This window comes from Leyella lascolaii, assembly GCF_900079775.1.
Taxonomy (GTDB): Bacteria; Bacteroidota; Bacteroidia; order Bacteroidales; family Bacteroidaceae; genus Prevotella; species Prevotella lascolaii.
In genome coordinates this window covers 208450-229248 of the sequence record NZ_LT556049.1, presented here as the reverse complement: position 1 = coordinate 229248, position 20799 = coordinate 208450, and the positions used below count along the sequence as shown (strand labels likewise).

The following is a 20799-nucleotide window of genomic DNA, read 5'->3' as shown; positions in this document are numbered from 1 at the left end:
GGCGGTGTGCGGATGGCGTGTGCTCACTCTTTCCCGCCCTCGCAGCCGCCGTTCATTTCCAGCAGACTGTTTATGTTGTCGCGGCTGTTGGACAGCCGTGGCACCTTGTTCTGTCCTCCGAGCTTGTTGCGCGACTTCATCCAGTCGTTGAAAAGTCCCGGCCGCGCCTTTATCACTTCAAGGTGCTGCATCGTGATGTCGTGATAACGTTTTGCCTCATAGTCGCTGTTCACCTCCTGAAGACGCTTGTCCAGCAGCGCGGCGAAGCGTTCGAGGCTGTCCGGTTCTTTTGCGAACTCTATCACCCATTGGTGCCTGCACTTTGCCTTCTGGTCCATGAAGAGCGGTGCGGCGGTGTATTCGCTCACCTCCGCTCCGGTCATCTCGCAGGCGTATGCCAGCCCTTTCTCGGCGTTGTCCTGTATGAGTTCCTCTCCGAAGGCGTTGATGAAGTATTTCGTTCTGCCTGTGATGACAAACTTGTAGGGATTGCGTGAGGTGAACCGGACGGTGTCTCCTATCATGTAACGCCACAGTCCGCACGATGTGGTTATGAGCATGGCATAGTTGCGCCCCGTCTCCACGCCCCACAGAGGGACTATCGACGGGTGGTCGCTTTCAAGCTCGTCCATGGGCAGGAACTCGTAGAACACGTCGTAGTCGCACATGAGCAGCATCGACTTGTCTGCCGGATCGTCCTGTATACCGAAGAATCCTTCGCTGGCGTTGTAGGTTTCCATGTATCTCATCTTAGGCGAGGTGATTATCTTCTCATACTGACTGCGGTATGGAGTGAATGCTATTCCTCCGTGGAAGAACACCTCGAGGTTGGGCCACACCTCGTCTATTGTCTTCTTGCCCGACATCTCCAGCACCTTCACCAGCACGCTGAGCATCCACGACGGCACGCCCGAGAGGTTGGTTACGTTGGCGTTGAGCGTCTCGGCGGCTATGCGCTCGCGCTTCACCTCGAAGTCGCTGAGCAGTGCGGTACTCTTTTTCGGCACTCTCACAAGGTTCACAAGAGGGTTGATGTTTTCTATGAGTATCGCGCTCAGGTCGCCCACAAGACTGTTCGGAAGGTTGTAGTTTGACGAGTGGCTTCCGCCGAGAATGAGTCCCTTGCCGTCGAACATGCGGCTCGAGGGATTGTTTCTGAGATAGATGGCTACAACGTCGCTGCCTCCCTGATAGTGTATGCGGTGAAGCCCTTCCTGCGATATGGGGATGAACTTGCTCTTGTCATTGGTCGTGCCGGACGACTTGGCATACCACTTCACAGTACCTTGCCACAGCACATCCGGCTCTCCGTGGCGCATGCGGTCGATGTCGGCTTTGAGCTCCTCGTATGTGTTCACGGGCACGTTGCGCGTGAATGAGTCGTAGTCTTTGATGCTGCTGAAGAGGTGTTTGCGGCCGTACTCGGTGTATCTGCCCTTTTCTATGAGATGATGTAGGACGTTGTTCTGCAGCGTCTCTGCACCGTTGATGTGCTGTTCAAGTTTTTTTTGCCTTGCCAGAAAAAACTTTCCTGCTATGCTTGTTAAGCTCATTTTAGTTAAATATATAAAAGAATACTTCTCTTAATGAGCCGTATTTGCCGGCCCGTAACAGAAACACTCTTTGTCGTCTGTCCTGTTTTTATGTTGTTTAAAGATATTGCCAGCGAGCGGAAACAGAGCTTGCTATGGTTTCCCGAGCGCAGCTATGTCTTATGCAAAGATAATGAAAGGCGAGTGCAGAAGCAAGTAAGGAAAACGAAGTTTTACTTAACTTGATACTACCGAGCCGCATCTTATCTTATTTAAAGATATTGCCAACGAGCGGAAAGAGAGCTTGCTCTTAGTTTCCCGAGTGCAGCTATATCTTATGCAAATATAGTTCAAACTTTTCTAAACAGTGAACAATTTGACCATTTTTTTAGAATGAGGAGTCCAAAGGCACTGTGCGGCGCGCGCTCAATCCATCTTCCTGCCTTTGTAATAGGCATTGAAGCTGTCGCGGGCGTACCCGTCCTTGAGCACCTTGAAGCTTGTCACCGCCGCGTCTTCTATTTCCCTGCCTTTGTAGAATGCGTTGAAGCCGTCTGTGGCATATCCGTCTCCGAGCACCTTGAAGCCCGACTCGGTGGCGTCTTTCATTTCCCTGCCTTTGTAGTACACGCCGAATCCGTCGGTGGCATATCCGTCGCCCAGCACCCTGAAGCTCATTGCCGTCGCGCCGCCAATCTTTTTTCCCTCATAATAAACGGTGAAGTCGTCGGCGGCGTAACCGTCTTTCATCTCCTTGAAGCTCGATGCCGACGCTCCGCTCACCGCCTGCCTGTCGTAATAAACCTTGTCTGCGGTTATGATGTAATGCCTCTTTCTCTTGTGCCGTTTGTGCTTTTTGTGCCTGTCGCGCTGAGGGTTCTGGCATACGGAGGCGGTCTGCCGAGAGTGTGTGTTGGCTGCCGTCACTGTCTCTGCCGGTGTCGCCAGGGACAGCATTAGGATTGTGCTGATGAGCAATGTTCTCATAAATTGCATTCTGATAAACTTATACCGTTATTGTATATACCTTATATATATTATCGATTACGGCGTCGGCATGTGCCGGAACGGGCTTTCCCGTGCCGCCCGGCAATGCCGCCGCCGTGGTCATAGGTTATGTATAATGCTGTGTAAGGAGACGTTTCTGTCACTCACCGTCCACCACTTTGGGGAACGCCGATATGCGCAGGCGTGCCGCACCCATGGGTATGAGCGTGAGGGAAGTCTCCTGTGTGCTGCGTTCAGCCCATTTCACGGGCAGCTGGTCAGTCATTCCTGTGGCGTCATATCCCCACGACGGAATCTGATAACCCTTCACGCTGAACTCCAGCGGCACGCTTTCGGCAGTGAAAGGCATGTCGTCTGCGGGCCACTCTTTCTTCGTTACGGTGATGCCGGAAGGGATGAACGAGCGGTCCACCTTCAGGGCGTAGTTCCACTGCGACTCGGGTTTGAGCACGTAGCAGGGCCACAGCGAGGCGTCAACACCCTCCTGCCAGTGAGAGTCGTCCTGCACGAAGGCGGGGTCGCGGCTGTCGTGCTGCTCGAAGTTCTCCTTTATCTTGAGCGACAGAGTCATCGGTCCGTAGTTCACGCTCACGCTCCCCTTGTTCTGCTGCCACACCTGCGAGGTGACCGACATGGGCATCTCGAGCTCCACCTTGTCGCCGTCCTGCCACTCGCGCTCTATGCGCACATACTTGCCTTCAGCTCCTGCCACGCTGAGACTCTTGCCGTTCAGGCTCACCGCCGTCTTGTCCGACCATGCCGGAACGCGCAGATAGAGCGGGAAGGTCACGCCTTCGCCGCCGGTGTGGACGGTGAGGGTCACTTTCTCCTCAAACGGATATTCCGTGTCCTCCGTGAGTCTTACGGTATGTCCTTCTGCACCAACCTTCGCCGTGGTCTCGTTTGCCGCGTAGAGCATTGTGGCGAGTCCGTTGTCCGATGTAGCCATTACGAGGTGCTCGGCATAGTATGGCCAGCCCATTCCATGGTTGTGTTGGCAGCACCGGCTGCTGAAAGGACTCATCGAGAGCATGCCTCTCAGGTTGTTGTCAATGCTCGGTCCGTGCAGCTTCTCGTCGCTTATCGCCATGTTGGGAGACGTGATGTATCTCAGCGCTTTCATATCACTGGTCATCGCGGCGGTGAATGTGTTGAGCGCGACATTCTCACAGTGGTCTGCCCAGAACGGGTCTCCTGTGATGCCCATCAGTATCTCGTCGCTTGCCATCTGTTCCACAATGGCGCACGTCTCCGCTCCCTGGCGCGGGTCGAAGTATCCGTCGCGCGCGTTCTCGTCGGCTCCGTACATTCCTCCCGGCACCTGTCCGTAACGCTGACGCATGGTGTTGAACGCGTTGTATGTGGCTTGAAGCATGTCCGGATCGTTGTTATACATATAATAGGTGGCAGGCTCGCGGAATCCCTGCGCCACGTTCACGCCGTGCCAGTTGGGCAGGTCGTCCTTCATGGTCCAGTCAGACGTGTTGCGGTGGAGCTTGTCTATGAGCGGCAGTATGGACTCGTCGCCCGTGCGGTTGTACAGCCATATGACGCTCCAAAGGTTGTCGCCGCCTCGCTTCTCCTGCCACAGTCCTTTGAGAAACTGAGAGTCGGGCACGGTCATCTCCCACTTGAAGTAGTCTGTCATGGCGTCGAGCACCTTCTCGTCGCCGCTGTGCTCGTAGTAGGTCTGCAACGCCCAGAGCATCACCATCTGCGCCCACACCTCCGGATTGCCGTTCTCGTAGTTGCGCGGACCGAGGAAACCGTCGCTCTTCAGGTTTTCGAACACGGCGTCGAACCACACCTGCGCCTCCTTCTTCATGTCCTCGTCGTCGAGTATGTAGGCAAGGCTGCAATAGCCTCTAAGCCAGTAGGGCACCTCCTCCCAGCCGTGGTCGCCGCTGTCGGAGAGCCATTGGTTGTTGTTCTTGTCGAGCCATGCGCTGATGGTATTGAGCTTTCCGTTGAGTCCGTCGCGCTGAAGCTCAAGATACTTGCGCAGCCATCCGCGCGGCTGAACCTGTCCGACGGGCAGCTTGAGCAGCGGAGCCTGCCTCAGCGGAGCCCTGAAGTTGGTGTAGTTTGAGCTTGTGGAGACGAGCGGACGGTCTGTCACCGTCACCTTGTCCTGTGCCTGTGCCGTCGCCGCGAAGAGCATTGTGGCGGCGCATGCGGTAATCCATTTCCTGTTGCTGTGAGTCTTTTTGTCCATTGTATGATGTGTTATTGTTTTCCTGTAACCTTCTTTTTCCCTCCCACGATGTATATTCCTTTCTTCAGTCCGTCGGTAGACGTGCCGAGATAGGTGCCGCTCAGGCTGTACACCCTGTTGTCCGCGTCTGACGGCACGTTCTTTCCAGCCGTTACGGCATCAATGTCTGTGGGTATGTACTCGCTGATGAGGCTCAGTCCGTAGTCTATGTGTCCGCCGCCCTCGCCCTGTGTCAGCGACACGGCAAGCACGTTGTCGCCCTCGCGCAGCAGCTCTTTCTGTGTGTCGGTGAGGGCGTGTGCGGCGTAGTCGTTGTCGTTCCAGCCCGTCGCGCTCCATATGAGCGTGCCGTTGAGATACACCTTCGGGTTCTCGTCATAGCTGCACGAGAGCACCAGTCTGCCAGCCTTTATCTTCTCGATGTCGGCTGCCGTGAGACTGAAGTGACGCCTTACGAGCATCGGGCGCACCTGACTCGCCCACTTGTTGATGAAGAACATGTTGGCGTCGTTGCTGAACGGACCCACTCCCTGAATCCAGTCCTGCTCGTCCTCCTGCAACGATGCCCACTCTCCAGCCTCCGCCACGGCTATGTCGGAGTTGTAGTTGAGGAAGTAGTAACGGCAGTCCCACTCGCCCGAAGCCACCGTGGTGAGGTAGTCGGTGGCTGCCGTCATGTCAGCCTCATACAGTCCGCAGTCGGCGAACGCGCCTCCCCAGTTCTGGTGCACGTGCACAGCGAGGACGTTCTCCGACCCGTCTGTCTTTATGAGAGCCTTCTGCTCGTCGGTGAGCAGAATGTATTCGTCGTTGTTCCATCCGTCTGCCGAGGAGTGCACCTTCACTCCGTTGATATACCATTCAGCCGGAGCGTCGTCGTGACCCGCGCTGAGGAACACCGTGCCGGGCACCGTCCTGTCCACGGTGAAGGTGCGGCGCATGTATATGTCGCCCATTATCTCAGCCTGAATCCATCTGAACGATTTTTTGTCCTTATAATACTCGTCCGTGCTGAACGGCGATGTGGCTCTCTGCCATGACCTCTCGCCGTCGGTAAGCTCATATCCGGGCTCATACCACATCCTGCCCTCGGAGTCGGCGTCGGGCTCGCCCCACACCTTATTATAATACTGGTCGTTGTAGCGCATGCCCGAGTCGTATATCCACACGTCTGCCTGATACTGCTCCGCAGGGGTATACTGCGATGACGGCAGAATGGGTCTGTCGGCGTTGAACGTGCTTATCAGTCTGTCCTGCGCGTCTGCGTTGAAGGCGTGTGCGGCTGTGAATGCGGTCGCTATCAGCGTTCTTAAAGGTAAGTAGATGTTCTTTTTCATTTACGGTTGTTTTGGGTTATATTTTTCGGTTTCAGTCTTTCTTTTCCTTTTATACGCCTGTCGTGGGGCTGATGCCGTGGATATGGCAAGCCTGACAGAATGCCCAGAATGAACAAAAATAATTATTTTTAGTATATATAATATCTGTCCGGCTGTTAAAAATAATGAAACATATCCTGCTGTGAATCCTCTTCTGCCACCGCACATCCGTTTTCCGGTCTGATGCGATGCCCTCATATGGAGCGTATGCAATACTGTGCGGCAAGTCTGTGTATAACATTTATTAACGCCATTTTAACGCTCCTGTCCGACGAAAATCACTTTTTCGGCAAAATACCTGTGTATTGCGAGGATATGCATACACCTCTGTCCGTCAACGCCTTACGCGCAACCGCCCGCCCGTCTCGGCTCTGTCTCCGCCCGGAAAAGCCCGTTCCGATGTCCCGAAAAGCCTCTTCCGCCCTGCCATACGGGCTTTATTGCCGCACCGAAAAGCCTTTCCGGCAGTACGACAGACACCGTCCTGCAACGCGGAAAAGCCCGTTTGGCACAACAGAATGTCCCGTCCGGCTGTCCCGCAGCGTTTTTATGACTGCGGAAAACGGCTGAAACCACCGTCCGACATCCTGAAAACCGTGTCGCGACAGAGAAAAAGCCGCACTGCTTTTAACACATGAAAAGCACCGTATGGAGCGTGTTTTGTTAAGAAATGTAAACAGCCGGACTGTGTAAATACTGCTCTACAGATGTGTGACAGGTATATTTTTGTTGCTCGTTTATGACGTTTGTGTGATTCTATACGAAATTTGTAAGAATAAAAAGAAATCGGTTTCAATTCATATATTTATTTCTTTGACTGTTAGGTTTTTACCTTGCAGTGGTATGTTTGTCTGCAAACAAGGGTCTGGGAAAACCTGTATTGCAATGTATTATAATAAATCTTGAAAAACGTTACGGAGGGGGTAAAATGGCATACTATAATTATCTGTGCTTAAATTTGCGGTATTAAAGAACAGGATACAGGTAAAATATAGGTACGGAAATGTACTGATGTTAATTTGCTTTAACTATTTTTGACAACTTATTTAACCGTATATAGTGTAAGAAATAGGAATTATGGATGTATATGGAAAAGAGTTTAATGACATGGATTAAACTTTATCATATAAAACAGGCTGCACCTGTGCGTCGGAGATACGGCTCTCTTAATGTCCTCCGGTGCGGTTCTCAGACTTATGCAATAATCAGTTATACAATAAACTTTAATCATTAGAGCAGATGGTAAAAAGACATTATGTAAAGCCCTGTGCGGAGATTGTGCAGGTGGAGGTTGAAAGCGACCTCCTGCAGGCTACTACTGTAGGATTCGGTCCGGATGTTGATGATGTTGAAAGTGGCGGAAACATGCTTCCCGGAGGGTTCGTTCCTGACGGTGGCGGTGAGACAGAGGACGTGACAAACGAGGTGAGAAGCAAAAGCTTATGGGATTAAGTAACTTAAATGTAGGAGATAACGGGTATGAAAAATAAACTGTTTTATTTGATGGTTGTCTTTATGACAACATTGTTAGCAGGCAAATCATATGCTCAGGAGTATGCTACTGAGGAAGCTGTTCCTTGGGAGAAGCATGCCGTGGCGATAGAAAATGCAGCAGATGAAAGTGAAGGTGTATACCTCTGTTACAGGTATCAGGAAGGCGGAGAGACCAGATATGGCTTTGTGACAGCAGGTGCTGACAACGGAACACGAGGTATATTGACAAACCGCGGACTCCGGTTCGACGTGAGCGGAAGCAGCAGCAGCGGTTTTAAATTTAAGAGTGTGCAGAGAAATCCGAACCAGGATGACAACGGATCTTACTTGGGTTATCCGTCAGGCATCTTTTCCAGTAGTGACGTATACCTTGATCAGGACACGCAGTGGGAGGTAAGCGGAAACCTTAAAAACGGATATCAGATATATGTAGAGGGTCTTCCGATCTTGGATGGAGACCATTATCTTACAGTTCAAAACGGCTTGTTGACAACTTCTAATAGCAGTCCTTCCGGTCGCTGGTTCATCATACCGCGCACCAAGTTCAAGGAAGTTGTGCTTAACGTTGAACGTCAGACCAACATCGATGTGAGCGGTCTGTACAACAATACACGGTTCTTACGTAATCTTCCGGAAGCTTATTCGTGGCAGTGGGTAGACTATACGCCGGGCACAGACGGACAGGCAGGCACTATCGGAGAAATATTGCAGGAAGATGAATACAATTACAACAATAATTACAGTAGATATCCAGACCAGACTGAAGAACTCAGTTTCGGAGGCATAGTGGACAAGGGTGCGTACCGTGCGATAGATCCTCATATCGGAAACGGCGGTAATTATCCTTACGCCAGCAACAGTTATGTTACCACATACGGAGCGTTCGGTGCCGCTGAAATGCGTGACCCGATTATCATGCGTCAGACTGTAAGCGGTCTGAAACCCGGAACTTATGTTATTACGGCGCAGGCTTTCGTGTCTGACGACAACTCTGAAAGACCTGTAACAGACGCTGACGTGGCTTATCTTTTTGCCGCCACAGGCTCTGCCGGTGACGCTTCGCTCTCGTCAGGCGCGTCCATTCCGAGACTGTCGGAGGGCGAACAGGCTACATTCAACGGATTTATAACAAAACACATGAATGAATTTGACGAAGACGCAAACGATGTCAGCTTATACTTCCGCCGTAATGTCGCCGCCGGAGAGTTCCTCGCATCGAACGGCGGTGAGCTGACTACCGGTCAGGCAACGACAAGTCCTGACGAGACAAACCACATCGTGAGAATAGCCGTAACGGTGACAGCTGACGATGGAACGGTGACAGCTGAGAATCCGGAAGGTACAGGTACGCTTACCATAGGTGTGGTTAAAGCCTCTGTGCAGGGTCGCGTTTATGTGGATAATATAAAGGTCAATTATTCCGGAATGAACGAATTCGGTATCAATGCGTACAGTACAAAGTCTGCTGCCATGACATCCGACGACCTCACATCCCTCGATGAGTTCCAGTACGGATACTCCCGCCGCTTCAATCTTGCACGTGATTTCGGGGAGACAACAGGATACTCTATTGTCGAACCTAAGTGGGAGGCTCTGGTGATGCCTGTTAACCTTACAGCAGGACAGTTGCGCCAGACATTCGGCAATGATGTTGAGCTGTGCCATCTGGTCGGACTCCAGAACGGAGGAAACAGAATACAGTTTGATAAAGTGGATCTTACGAACACAAGCGAGACTGTTGTCTATGCCGGAGAATGTTATGCTGTGAAGGTTGTGGACGCTCCTGATGTTGCAAGAAACACGCCTTATGAGTTTAATGTATACAACGTTGACGCAGGCATTCTTGACGGAAGAATCCGCTACACGGGTCCGGTTTACCATTTTGAGGGTGTGTCGCGAATGAATACATTGCCGGCTTTGATAGAGGCAAACAATTATGACGGGCAGAACACAACATACGAGGACGGCGTCGTGACGAAGTATTATCGCACAGAAGATGGCGGCGGACATAACCTCATGTTCAAAGGTTACTTCTACAGAAACACCAATGGTGCTCCTGCCAACAGTTATGTTTTGAGTAACGGTACGGTCTACTGGCTGTCGCAGCCGTGGAACCGTCTGATGGGCACTATGTGGACATTACAGGAAGTTGACGCCGCAGGCAATGTGGTGGAGGGCAACCGTCTCTCATTCGACTTCGGTGACGGAGAGCTTACAGGAATATCTGATATAACAACGGATGGTGCGGAAGGCGCAAGGATGGAGGGTGTATACAACCTCAACGGACAGAAAGTGTCCGACGGCGACAGCACGGACAACCTGCCGAAGGGCATATATGTCGTAGACGGCAGGAAGGTCGTTGTGAGATAAGTTTGTTTTGCTTCTGTTTTTGCAGATAAAAAGCAGCGCGGCAGACACCGTATGACGGTGAGTCTGCCGCGCTTTTTCATGTCCGTCGCAACCGTAATGACGTGTGCCGGAACGGTGTGTCACGTGTGTCGCGAATGCATGTACGTAATGATGGCGTCAGGCATTCCGCGTTCTTTTCGTCACAATATCATCATTTGTTTATCACATTATCATTCTTTATTCATCACATAATGATTGTTTGCCCTTTACATTATACTTCTTTATTCATTTCATTGTGATTGTTTGTCCATTACATTATCATTCTTTCTTCATTTCATTATCCTGCCGCACTCATGACGGTTTTTCCCGTCGCTTCTGTAGCTCACGTGCAGCCAGAACACGCTGTCCTTAGCCCTGCTCTCAATCAGCAGCTGGTCGAAAGGCAGGTTGTCGCGTATGTAGGCAGCCATTTTCATGGCTCCTGACTTGCCCGACACGTTGATGTCCGCCGCCTCGCCGCGCATGTGCTGGGACGACGGCGAGCCGCCCACCCGTGCGTTCAGCTCCGCGCAACGGTATCCGCTGGTTATCCTTATCACTCCGAAGCGTCGCCGCAGCGGCTCGAGCACGTTCTCGCAGAGAGCCTTCAGCCGTTCCACGTGCTCCTTATGGGGTGTGTTTCCGATGTTGTGCGCGATGGCGGTGCCCGAAAGTGTGAACTCCTTTAGAGTGAAGTGGGGGCTCAGTCTGAGGTTAAGATCGATTGTGTCCATGTGTCCTTGTGTGTTTTTGTTCATATTCCGATTATTAAGATTTGTGTGTTTTCCATTCTACTGACGGCTTTTTCATTCCGTCCTTTCTATCTCCGCGTCTGTCGGGTCAGCCATTCCAGCCACGAAGTGCAGCCAGCAGAACCGTTCCAGATAAGCCTGCTGCCTCACTCCCTTGCGCGCCATGGCGTCGACAGCCACCTTGTAAGGATTGGCGGGCGTGCGCACATGCAGTCGCGCGCATATCTCCCTTACCAGCTCGGACATGGGCGCCGGACTTCCGTCGGAGTGTCTCACGGCGCATCCCCTGTATGCGATGTAGGTCAGTTCCATAAGGTCTTTCACCGTGCCTGTCCATCGGATGTGCCCCTTGCGGCTCTCTTTCATGAGCCTTACGAACGCCTCTTCCATCATCTTACGCCCCTCGTCCCTCTGTTCGCGCGTCGGCATGGTGGGGCTGCCTGTCGCGTCGTGCAGTGAGGATTGTGTTTTACAATATTCCATAGTCATACCTTATATTATATGTTAATAAGTTTATGTCACGTCAAGACATGTATTTTACAGCTGCGGGTTCAACCCCCGGAGGGCATCATGCCGCCTGCGCGGCTCTTTCATCAGGTTGCCGGCTCTTCATCCTTCTTCCTCGCTGCTGCCGTCATCTTGCCTCCCGTCTTTTCCCGATGCAGCCCGCTACATCTTCGGCAAACGCGGAAACCAATCTGAACGACAGCAGTACGGAATAAGGATAAAGCCTGATTACCGCTGCGGGTTTACTGCGGCAAAAGTAGCATATAGCATGGAAGAAACCTTTCCAAATGTGTTCTGACGGGTTAATTTAGACTAAAACGGGGACTCTCTACCCTGTCTTTACCCCCTCGGAGGGCTATGGCGGCGGAGTAGCTGGAGCGGTATGACGCAGCGGTCATTGCTATGTGTCCCGGCAATGGGCACGATGTGGGAAAACGGTTCTGACCGGACACCGGATGCTGTTTGTCATTATGAAAAAACAAAAAAGCCTTTCCTGTTCTGCGGGAAAGGTTTTTATTGTGTTGTTAAAGATGTTTTTTTATGCCTATAAAAAGATTCGTTTACGCTTCGGAAGAGGTTTCTCATACTGAGAAAGATGCTATTTCATGCTGCGAAACGGGCTTTGTCATGTCCCGAAAGAGCCTCTTTCATAACGCGGAAGAGCCTCTTTCATACTGTGAAAAAGCCTGTTTCATGACACAAAAAAGGCTCTTTGAGGATGCGGGAAAGCCTTTTCCGTGAGCCGGTGGCGTCAGCGTATTATGCGGTAATAGTCTTCTTTTCTCGGCTTCGGTTCCCTTGGCTCAGCCGCAGCGTAGCCGAGTGACAGCGCGCCGATGCCCATCAGACCGTCCGGCAGTCCCCATTGCCTCATAAGGCTCTTGCCCTCCTCTGTGTCGAACATCTGGTGCTCGCGGTTTATCCAGCACGAAGCCAGTCCCACGGCATGCGCTGCGAGCATCATGTTCTCGAGCACGCAGCTGCCGTCCTGGAATGCGTTGGCGTAGTCGGACGGTGCGAACACGAGTATTATTGTGGGCGCGCCGTAGTACGGGTCGGACGTGACGCCCATCACCTCTGCGTTCATTCTCGACAGCGCGGCACGCTGTCCGCTGTTCTGCACAGCCACTATGTAGGGTGCCTGCGAGCCGTGTCCGGTAGGCGCGTAAGTGCCTGCCTTGAGCACTTCTTCAAGCAGCCGGTCGTCCACCTGTTCTGTCTTGTATTTCCGGCAGCTCCGTCTTGTGCGGATGAGATTGAGAAATTCGTTTTCCATATTTGTTCCTTTTAATGATGTTTTTATGTTTCTGCGAATGTTGTCCGGCTTGCGTGGTCATCTCGCAGTGGTGAGTATGTCGCGCGGCATGAGTCCGTCGGTGAAGCGGTCTATCGTTCCGTCGGCAGCCATCTGCTCCGTAGTGCCCTCTGTGAGCGAGTTGTTGTCCATGAGCCAGAGCCTGTCAGCCGAGCGCAGAGCCATTTCCATGTCGTGCGTGGAGAGCAGTATGGTCTTGCCTTCATCGTGAGCCAGACTTACGAGCAGGCGCATAAGCCTCGCCTTCGACGGGTAGTCGAGGAAGGCGGTGGGCTCGTCGAGCAGCATGAGCGGAGCCTCTTGTGCGAGAGCCTTTGCCACCATCACCTTCTGTCGCTGCCCGTCGCTCAGTGTGCTCACGGCGCGCCGGGCGAGCCGCGTGATGTCTGTCAGGCTCATGGCACGCTGTATGGCGCGCAGGTCTTCGGCTTTCAGCGAGCCCCAGTAGCCCGTGTACGGCGTGCGTCCGAGAGCCACGAGCTGTGCCACATCCATGTTTACGGCGTTCGGTGCGGTTGTCAGCACTATGCTCACCCGCCTTGCCATGTCTTTCTGCGAGAGCGTTCCGGTGTCCTCTCCGCCTATCAGTATCTTTCCTCCGAGCGTAGGTTGCAGTGCGGCAATGGTGCGCAGTAGAGTCGATTTGCCTGTCCCGTTGCGCCCGATGAGGCATGTCAGCCGTCCGGACGGCAGTGTGGCGTCGAGCGAGTCAGCCACTATGCGCAGTCCGTGTCGTCCTGTGCGGTAGCCTATGCGCAGTCTCTCGAGTCTTACGTATGGCTTCTGTTCCATGTTTTCTGCCGTCATTTCCTTTGCCGTCGTGCCCGCGTGGAGTGTCGCGCGTAGCTTTTCTTTGTCTTATAAATCTATCTTTATCGACATCGGGTCGTAGTTGTCTTCCGGTGAGTTCACCTTCGACACATGCACGAACTTATAGAACTTTATCCTGTCGCGCACCTCGGAAGGATGTCCCAGCGAGCGCATGCGCTGCGTGAACACATATTCCTTGTGTCGCGCTATGAACTCCTCGCTGTCCTTTTCGGGTATTATGAGTATGCCGCCGGTAGGTTTCCTCACCCTTCCGAGGCTGTCGGGAGCCGGATTAAGGAACGGTTGTATGGTGCCGCCGAGATAAAAGTCGGCTCCGAAGAAGTGCATGCCAGGGCGCGAGATGTGGGAGTAGAGCTTCTGTCCGTGGAACGCCTTGTTCACTGCCTCAGTCATCTGGCGCAGCGACACCACCCCTGTCATTGTAGGCAGACACACCGCGTCGAGCGCGATATATATGCTGAACAACACGCAGAGAGTACCTGCGGTGAGCGTGCGGACACTCCGGCGCAGTCTGCCTGCGCACAGCACGCCAGCCAGAAGTATGCCCATGACAGCCGGAAGGGTCATGAGTGCCGTCTCGGTGGCGTCGGGGGTGATGTCGTATAGAGCTTTAGCCATCGACAGGCGGGCGTTGGCTTTGTGTGTGTCGAAGAAGATGTCGGAGAACGCGCCCGACTGTATCACCTGGAAAGCCGTGCTGAACAGTATTCCGGCAAGTGCGGTGAAGGCGGCGAAGACAGCCACCGCGCTGCTCCTGTGGCGGCGTGAGAGCCACGCCAGATAGAGTGCGGTGAACATCGAGAGGAACACGTGGCAGCACAGAAGGCTTATGTCGTGATGACCCGTAGGCAGCCATGAGATAACCAGAAGAGCCGCTGCGGCTGTGGCGGAGAACGATGCCAGCGGTCGTGCGGTGCGCAGCCATTGTGCCGGAAAGGCTGGAGTGAGTCTTATGCCCGCGCTCTTCCACGGTCGTGCGAGGAGAGTGAAGGCGATGAATATCAGCCATGGCGCGAATCCGGTGGCGGCATATGCCAGATTGCCGGCAAGGTTATGGTCGAACAGATTGAGTGTCGTTATGCCTTTGAGCGAGCCGTAGTGATAGGCTATGAACAGTCTGCCGAAGTCTCCTCCAGTCTGGACGAAGGCGGCGGCATACCACATTGCCGGTACTATGAGCGCAATGGCGGTGCACAGCACAGACTTCGCCGCGGTGTTCTTCAGGCTCTCTCCACGCACAAGAAGCCATATGCAGAACACCGCCGGAGGCAGTATCACCATCAGCGGACCTGTCGTCAGTCCTGTGAGAGCCATGCAGAGCGTTGCCGCGAGAGGCAGTCCGCGCATGCCGTCCTCATGCCACCGGTAGAGCAGGAGCATCGCTCCGGTTGCCAACGCCGCCCCCATCATGCCGGGACTGCATGCCGTCGCCTCGCGGTGCAAGCCGTAAGAGGTGAGCATGACGAGTGCGGCGAGCATGGCGCGCGGTGTTGTCGAGCGTCTGCGCATGAACAGGAAGACCGCCGCGCACATCACAACGAGCGACAGGGCGGAGGGCAGACGCGAGGTGAACTCGCTCACGTGCCCCCACGGCAGCGACACGAGTGCCACACACAGATGATAGAGCGGCGGACACGCCGTGAGGTCGTTGCCCGACGTGAAGGGCAGGATGATGTTCCCGTCTTTCAGTATCGACACTGCGACCATCGCCTCGCGCGGTTCGTCCATGCTGAAAAACTCAGTCTGCCAGAGAAAGGGAAGCAGTGTCGCCAAGCCTGTGACAATCACTGCAATGAGGGGAATGTATTTCCCGGATGTCTTCATAATGTATGTCAGTTTTCCTTTTTGAGGTTGTATTGTCTTGCCGCCTGTCACGTGGCGCGGTTTTTTCTGTTTTAAAATACGGTGACTCCAACCGCGTGCAAAGATACTCCAAAAGAAAGAGCGCAGCAAATTTTGAAACTTCAAAATGCTGCGCTCCGTGTTGTATAGAATTATTACAGACTGAKTTTCATGCCCGCCGTGACAGTCGCCCGGGGCATTGTGAAACCCTTGTTTATCTCATATTCCTGTGCGAGAAGGTTCTCTCCTCTCACGTAGATGTTGAGAATCTTTCCCAGACGCAGGCTTGCCGTGAGGTGCCAGAGGGCTGCGTGCGATGTGCTGTTGTCCGATTCGCTTGTGCGAAGACCGGCGAAATACATCAGTCCGGAGTTCAGAGTGAGACGCTTCAGGGTGTATGTCGCGCCCGCATAAAGCTTGTGCTCGGGTGCTCCGGTGATGTGCGCGCTTGTGTGAAGATAGCTGTAGTTGGCGTCGAGCGTCAGTTGCGGTGACGCCTGAAGGGCTATCTCTGCCTCCACACCGCTGTTTTCGGTCCTGCCGGTGTTCACGTTCAGCGGCCGACCGTCGGTGAAAACGGTTGTTATGAGATTGTCGGCTTTGAGATAGAACACGTTCAGTCCTGCCCTCATCCGTCCGTTCATGAACCGCTGCGACCACGACAGCTCATAGTTGGTCATGCTCTCCGCTTCCAGGTCGGGGTTCTTCGGATTGAACATATACATATCTTTAATGGTGGGGTTGCGGAATCCCCGGCTCACCATAGCCCTTATCTCAGCGTCCGGCGAGAGCCTGAACGACAGTCCGCCCTGCGGCACAAGCTGGGTGCCCGAGCGCGAATGATGGTCCACACGAAGCCCTGCTCCTGCCGTGAGCCACGGTGTTATGTCCTGCCGAATGTCCACATAAGCGGCGTATTCGTCCTGCGTCTTGTCCGCTATGACGGTCTCCGCGCCTCCCTCTATGGCTCTGTTCCATGCCTTGCCGCCGAAGTGCTGGTAGTCGAATCCCACGGTCGTGCGGTTTCCTCCGAACAGTTCCACGCTCTGATAGAGCGACACTCCCGCCATCACGTCATCGTGCAGATAGAGCGAGGTGCGCGGTTGCTCGTCGGCGGTGTGCCCGTCGTTTATGTTGTGATGACCCCAGTTGTAGTACAGGCGCAACGCTCCCGACGTGTGTCCGTAGTCGTTCTGCAGAGCCACGGCAGCCGTTCCGCGCGTTATCTTCATGTCGTTGTCAATCAGCGGAGCCTCCGCCGGTCCGGGATTCGAGCTTTTGAAGAACGTGACATTAGCCTCGCCGCCAGCCTTCCAGTTGTCGTTGAACGTCCATACGGGTCTTACGAATCCGGCATACTGCTCGAACTGCGAGTCGGGACGGTGTCCGTCGGTGCGGCTGTAGGACAGGGCTGCGGTGTTGGAGAAGCGTCCCGCCTTCACCTCATTCGCCGCCTCGCCGTGCAGCGAGCCGTATGATCCGCCCTCAAAGGATATGTCTGTCCTCACACCGTCTGCCTTTGCCTGCCGCGTCACGATGTTCATCACGCCGCCCATGGCATTCGATCCGTAGAGCAATGAGGCAGGTCCGCGCAACACCTCCACCCGTTCGGCGGTCATGGTGAGGCATGCGTCGGGTATGGGATGGCCGTAGAGACCGGCATACTGCGGCTGTCCGTCCACGAGAACCAGCATCGACGCTCCGCTGCCGATGCCCCGCAGCTTTATGGAACCTGCCGCCCCGGTAGACACACCGTATCCCATCACGCCACGGCTTGTGACGAACAGTCCCGGCACACGCTCGCCCACGGTGGGCAGGACAGACTCTCTGAAGTCTGCCGTGAGCTGTTTCCGGTTCAGCGTGGATATGGTCATGGGCAGATGTCTGACGTCGGTTGTTGAGCGTGTGCCTGTCACCACCACCTCCGCAATGTTCCTTCTGAGAGAGTCAGACGGCTCAACCGTGGCGGCAGATGCCGCCGCCGGCGCCATCATAAGCGCATATAGAGTTGTAAGTATCATAGTTCCTGCTTCAGTCTTTCCACAAAGTTGTCTATCTCATGCAGCCGAGCCGGAATGTCGATGCGTTGCGGACAGTGCGGCACACATTGTCCGCAGCCTATGCAATGGTTAGCCTGCCGCTCCTCATCCACCGCCCTGTTCTGTCCGATAATGAACTCCCGGCGATACCGCGCGTAGTCCGGATGACGCCTGTCCTCGGGCAACCGCTCCTCACTTTTCACCAGATTGTAGTGCAGGAGTACGCCCGGTATGTCGACACCATACGGACACGGCATGCAGTATTTGCAGTCGTTGCATGGTATGAGCATGAATGTGAGAATCTTCTTCGCCACCTGTTCGAGGAAGTTCTCCTCTTCTTCGTTGAGCGGCACGAGCGGACTGTAGGTCAGAAGATTGTCCTTCAGATGCTCCATATAGGTCATTCCGCTCAGCACGGTGAGCACTCGCGGCTTGCTTGCGGCATATCTGAACGCCCACGAAGCCACCGTCTTTTCCGGCGCGCGCCGCTTTATCTCCACGGCGATAGGCTCCGGTACGTTTGACAGACGGCCTCCGAGCAGCGGCTCCATCACCATTACCGGAATCTGCCTTTTGTCCAATTCGTTGTAGAGATACTCGGCGTTGGTGTTCTGGTCGTTGATATCCTTGGCGTGTTTCCAGTCGAGATAGTTCAGCTCAATCATCGCGAAGTCCCACCGGTACTTGTCGTTGTTGGCGAGAAGATAGTCGTACACGCTCACGTCACCGTGGTAGGAGAACCCCAGATGGCGTATTCGTCCTTTCTCGCGCTGCTCGAGCAGCCAGTCGAGAATGCCGTTGTAGATGAACCTCCGTCGGAATTCCTCCATCCCGCTTCCGCCTATCATGTGCAGCAGATAGTAGTCTATGTAGTCGGTCTGAAGCTCTTTGAGCGAGTTCTCGAACATCTCTATCGACTTCTCCCGTGTCTGGTTCTCAGCCGCGAAGTTCGACATCTTGGTGGCGATGAGGTAAGAACTGCGCGGGTGACGGCTCAGGGCGATGCCCGTTGCCCGCTCCGACATGCCCTGGCAGTACATGGGCGACGTGTCGAAATAGTTCACTCCATGTTCTATGGCGTAGTCCACGAGACGGTTCACCTGTTCCTGGTCTATTGGCGAGGAGGTGTTCTCGCGTGCCGATCCGCGCTCTTCCGACGGCAGACGCATCATTCCGTATGCCAGTATCGACACCTTCTGACCGGTCTTGGGGTCGGTGCGGAAGGTCATCTTTCCTTTCGGCGGCTCCACCTGATTCCTGTAGTCGTCTTCTGTCGACAGGTCTTTGTCCTTGCATCCCGTAAGAGACACCGTCGCCGCGGCAGCCGTTCCGCCCATCAGCTTCAGGAATCCGCGTCGTGAGATATGTTTTTTTATGTTTGTCATATTGGTTGCTTTACTGAGTGTTGGCAATGCTTTTTATAAATGGCTCGTGTGCTGTCATCCCTTGCGGTGCACCTCGTGACCCTCCACATATATAGCCGGGAACGGACGTGAAGGGCACAGATTCTCGCACGCCCCGCATCCGATGCACATCTCCTCGTTCACCACGGGAATCATCAGACGGCTCTTTTCCTCGTCCTTCCCGCCGTCTTTCTGTGCCTCCGGATAGAGCGGCACCATCGTGATGGCACCTGTCGGGCAGTGGCGCGCGCAGTTGCCGCACGGCTGTCCGTCGGTAACGGGCACACAGTTCTTTCTTATCCACACGGCGTGTCCGGTGTGTATGGCAGACTTCTCAGCCCTTGTTATGGGCTTTATGGCACCCGTGGGGCACACCTCAGAGCACCGTGTGCACTCCGGACGGCAATAGCCGCGCTCGTATGACATGACGGGCTGCATGAACGTTCCGGGACTTGTGGACGGCCGCAGCACGTCGTTGGGACACTCGGCGACGCAAAGCTGGCACGCGGTACAGTGTTGCGCCATGTGGCGGGCGGACATTGAGCCGGGCGGGGTGAGCCGTGTCTGCCTTTCGGGGCTCACCTTGTCCTCTATCTTCGCCAGTCCGCCGTCAAACTTCACCTTGTCTTCGGCTATCGCAGCCGTTGCCGCCGCCGTCACCGCTCCTAAGAGGAAAGCCCGCTTGGAGGTGTCAACCTCAGCCCTGCCGACTTTCCGCGACGGAGCGTCAGCGGTCTTAGCAGGTCTGCGCGATGTATATGTGAGCCCTCCGAAACGGCATTTGTCCAGGCAGTCGCCGCACACCACGCAGCGGCTGTAGTCCACTTTGCGGTTCTTGATGTCTATGCATGCCGACTTGCAGTTGCGCTCGCAGAGACGGCATCCGGTGCATTTGTCGGTGTCGAGGCGTATCTTCAGCCACGAGAAACGCGACAGGATGCCGAGCAGAGTGCCCACGGGGCACACGGTGTTGCAGTATGTGCGTCCGCCGCGCCACGCCATGACGGATATTATGACGAACGACACCGCAGCCACACCGAACGTCGCCCACGAGCGCACCCACACGTCGCGCTCATAGAAGGCGTAGCTTCCCACGTGCTCGGCAGCCATCGCCAGCAGATTGTTCACACCTATATATACAGGCTGCATGAGGTTGGCGGCGATGCGTCCGTAGCTGCTGTAAGGAGCGATGAGCGCAGCCAGCGGCACCAGTCCAGCCACGAGCGTCACCACCATTAATGCGAGCAGGGCGTAGCGTAGCCACTTCCTCTCAGGCGAGAAACCGTATCTGTTGCGGTGTCCGCGGCGTCCCAGCCACGCTATGATGTCCTGCATCACGCCCAGCGGGCATATTATGGAGCAGTAGATTCGTCCGAAGACGAGAGTCAGGACGACGAGCGCAGCCACCACCAGCACGTTGAGCGCGAGCAGAGCCGGCAGGAACTGTATCTTTGCCGTCCATCCGAGCCATGCGTGGAGAGTGCCCGTGAAGTCGAGGAAGAGCAGCGTGATGAGCACATAGAACACCGCCGCGAGTATTATTCTTGTCTTTCTCAGCATATGGTGTCGGTTTTACAGTTTTCTGATAAGCCAGTATCCTCCGAACGTCTGGAGCAGAAGTCCCGGCACGGCGAGTGCCAGCGAGGAGAGTATGCTGTGGTCCACACTTATCATGGCGCGCTCTATGAGCAGTCCGGCAAGCAGGCATGCCGTGGCGGTGAGTCCGAGCGCGGTGTGCGTCACCTTTTCTCCCATGTGCCGGGCGAGTGCCGCCGAGGCTGCCGCGAGCACCACCGACTGTATCAGCATGGGCGGCAGCATCTGCGCGGATGGCATTGAGAAGAGCATGGAGTTGGCTATGGGAGAGAGCACGGCTGTGGCAAGTCCTACCGTGAAACCGTATTTATAAGCTCCCACGAGGGTGAAGAAGAATATAGGCAGGAACATCTGTCCGCCGTGAGGAGCCAGATGGCAGAGCTGTGGCAGGGCAATGTTGCCGAGCATGAAGATGGCTATGAGCGCATAGGTGCGCCCGTCTCTCAGCGAGAGAGAGTACAGTCTGGTTTGGTTTCGCATAATGTTATTGTCGTTTTATGA

Annotated in this window: 15 protein-coding genes; 2 read left to right on the top strand and 13 right to left on the bottom strand. The window is 54.5% G+C overall.

Translation table 11 applies throughout. The features are described 5' to 3' along the window. Nucleotides 1-23 precede the first annotated feature (23 nt). The 4 genes from BN4609_RS11290 to BN4609_RS11275 form a co-directional block, all read right to left on the bottom strand. Nucleotides 24-1553, bottom strand: coding sequence for a GH3 auxin-responsive promoter family protein (locus BN4609_RS11290; RefSeq protein WP_068856758.1), 1530 nt, complete (start codon nt 1551-1553; stop codon nt 24-26). 405 nt (nt 1554-1958) lie between these two features. Further along, nucleotides 1959-2519, bottom strand: a complete 561-nt coding sequence (locus BN4609_RS11285) for a DKNYY domain-containing protein (RefSeq protein ID WP_164071664.1) — start codon at nt 2517-2519, stop codon at nt 1959-1961. 160 nt (nt 2520-2679) lie between these two features. Continuing rightward, the gene (locus tag BN4609_RS11280; protein WP_068856756.1) at nt 2680-4755 is read right to left on the bottom strand and encodes a beta-L-arabinofuranosidase domain-containing protein; all 2076 of its coding nucleotides are present in this window, start codon (nt 4753-4755) and stop codon (nt 2680-2682) included. Between the two features lie 11 nt (nt 4756-4766). Beyond that, nucleotides 4767-6092, bottom strand: a complete 1326-nt coding sequence (locus BN4609_RS11275) for a hypothetical protein (RefSeq protein WP_068856755.1) — start codon at nt 6090-6092, stop codon at nt 4767-4769. 1278 nt (nt 6093-7370) lie between these two features. On the opposite strand from BN4609_RS11275, the gene BN4609_RS11270 reads away from it, so the two are divergent. Together BN4609_RS11270 and BN4609_RS11265 are read left to right on the top strand one after the other, a co-directional pair. Continuing rightward, nucleotides 7371-7583 (top strand): hypothetical protein, encoded by a 213-nt coding sequence (locus BN4609_RS11270; protein WP_068856754.1) that lies wholly within the window; start codon nt 7371-7373, stop codon nt 7581-7583. Nucleotides 7584-7646: 63 nt separating this feature from the next. After that, nucleotides 7647-9995 (top strand): hypothetical protein, encoded by a 2349-nt coding sequence (locus tag BN4609_RS11265; RefSeq protein ID WP_068856753.1) that lies wholly within the window; start codon nt 7647-7649, stop codon nt 9993-9995. 308 nt (nt 9996-10303) lie between these two features. On the opposite strand, the gene BN4609_RS11260 is transcribed toward BN4609_RS11265, so the two are convergent. The 9 genes from BN4609_RS11260 to BN4609_RS11215 form a co-directional block, all read right to left on the bottom strand. Continuing rightward, nucleotides 10304-10747, bottom strand: a complete 444-nt coding sequence (locus tag BN4609_RS11260; protein ID WP_068856972.1) for a D-Ala-D-Ala carboxypeptidase family metallohydrolase — start codon at nt 10745-10747, stop codon at nt 10304-10306. A gap of 72 nt (nt 10748-10819) precedes the next feature. Beyond that, the gene (locus BN4609_RS11255; RefSeq protein WP_021992685.1) at nt 10820-11248 is read right to left on the bottom strand and encodes a hypothetical protein; all 429 of its coding nucleotides are present in this window, start codon (nt 11246-11248) and stop codon (nt 10820-10822) included. A gap of 775 nt (nt 11249-12023) precedes the next feature. Beyond that, nucleotides 12024-12548 carry a nitroreductase family protein gene (locus BN4609_RS11245; RefSeq protein WP_068856750.1) on the bottom strand — a complete coding sequence of 175 codons (525 nt, stop codon included), beginning with the start codon at nt 12546-12548 and terminating at the stop codon, nt 12024-12026. A 57-nt stretch (nt 12549-12605) separates the two neighbouring features. Then, entirely contained in the window at nt 12606-13379 is a 774-nt protein-coding gene (locus BN4609_RS11240; RefSeq protein ID WP_206196558.1) for an ABC transporter ATP-binding protein, read from the bottom strand. A 66-nt stretch (nt 13380-13445) separates the two neighbouring features. After that, entirely contained in the window at nt 13446-15242 is a 1797-nt protein-coding gene (locus tag BN4609_RS11235) for an ArnT family glycosyltransferase (RefSeq protein ID WP_164071663.1), read from the bottom strand. A gap of 173 nt (nt 15243-15415) precedes the next feature. Next, nucleotides 15416-17281 (bottom strand): TonB-dependent receptor plug domain-containing protein, encoded by a 1866-nt coding sequence (locus BN4609_RS11230; RefSeq protein WP_068856747.1) that lies wholly within the window; start codon nt 17279-17281, stop codon nt 15416-15418. Further along, entirely contained in the window at nt 17278-18684 is a 1407-nt protein-coding gene (locus tag BN4609_RS11225; RefSeq protein WP_068856746.1) for an aldo/keto reductase, read from the bottom strand. Before BN4609_RS11225 ends, BN4609_RS11230 begins: the two co-directional genes overlap by 4 nt. Nucleotides 18685-18738: 54 nt before the next feature. After that, nucleotides 18739-20262, bottom strand: a complete 1524-nt coding sequence (locus BN4609_RS11220) for a 4Fe-4S binding protein (protein ID WP_068856745.1) — start codon at nt 20260-20262, stop codon at nt 18739-18741. A 12-nt stretch (nt 20263-20274) separates the two neighbouring features. Then, nucleotides 20275-20778 (bottom strand): hypothetical protein, encoded by a 504-nt coding sequence (locus BN4609_RS11215; protein WP_068856744.1) that lies wholly within the window; start codon nt 20776-20778, stop codon nt 20275-20277. Nucleotides 20779-20799 lie beyond the last annotated feature (21 nt).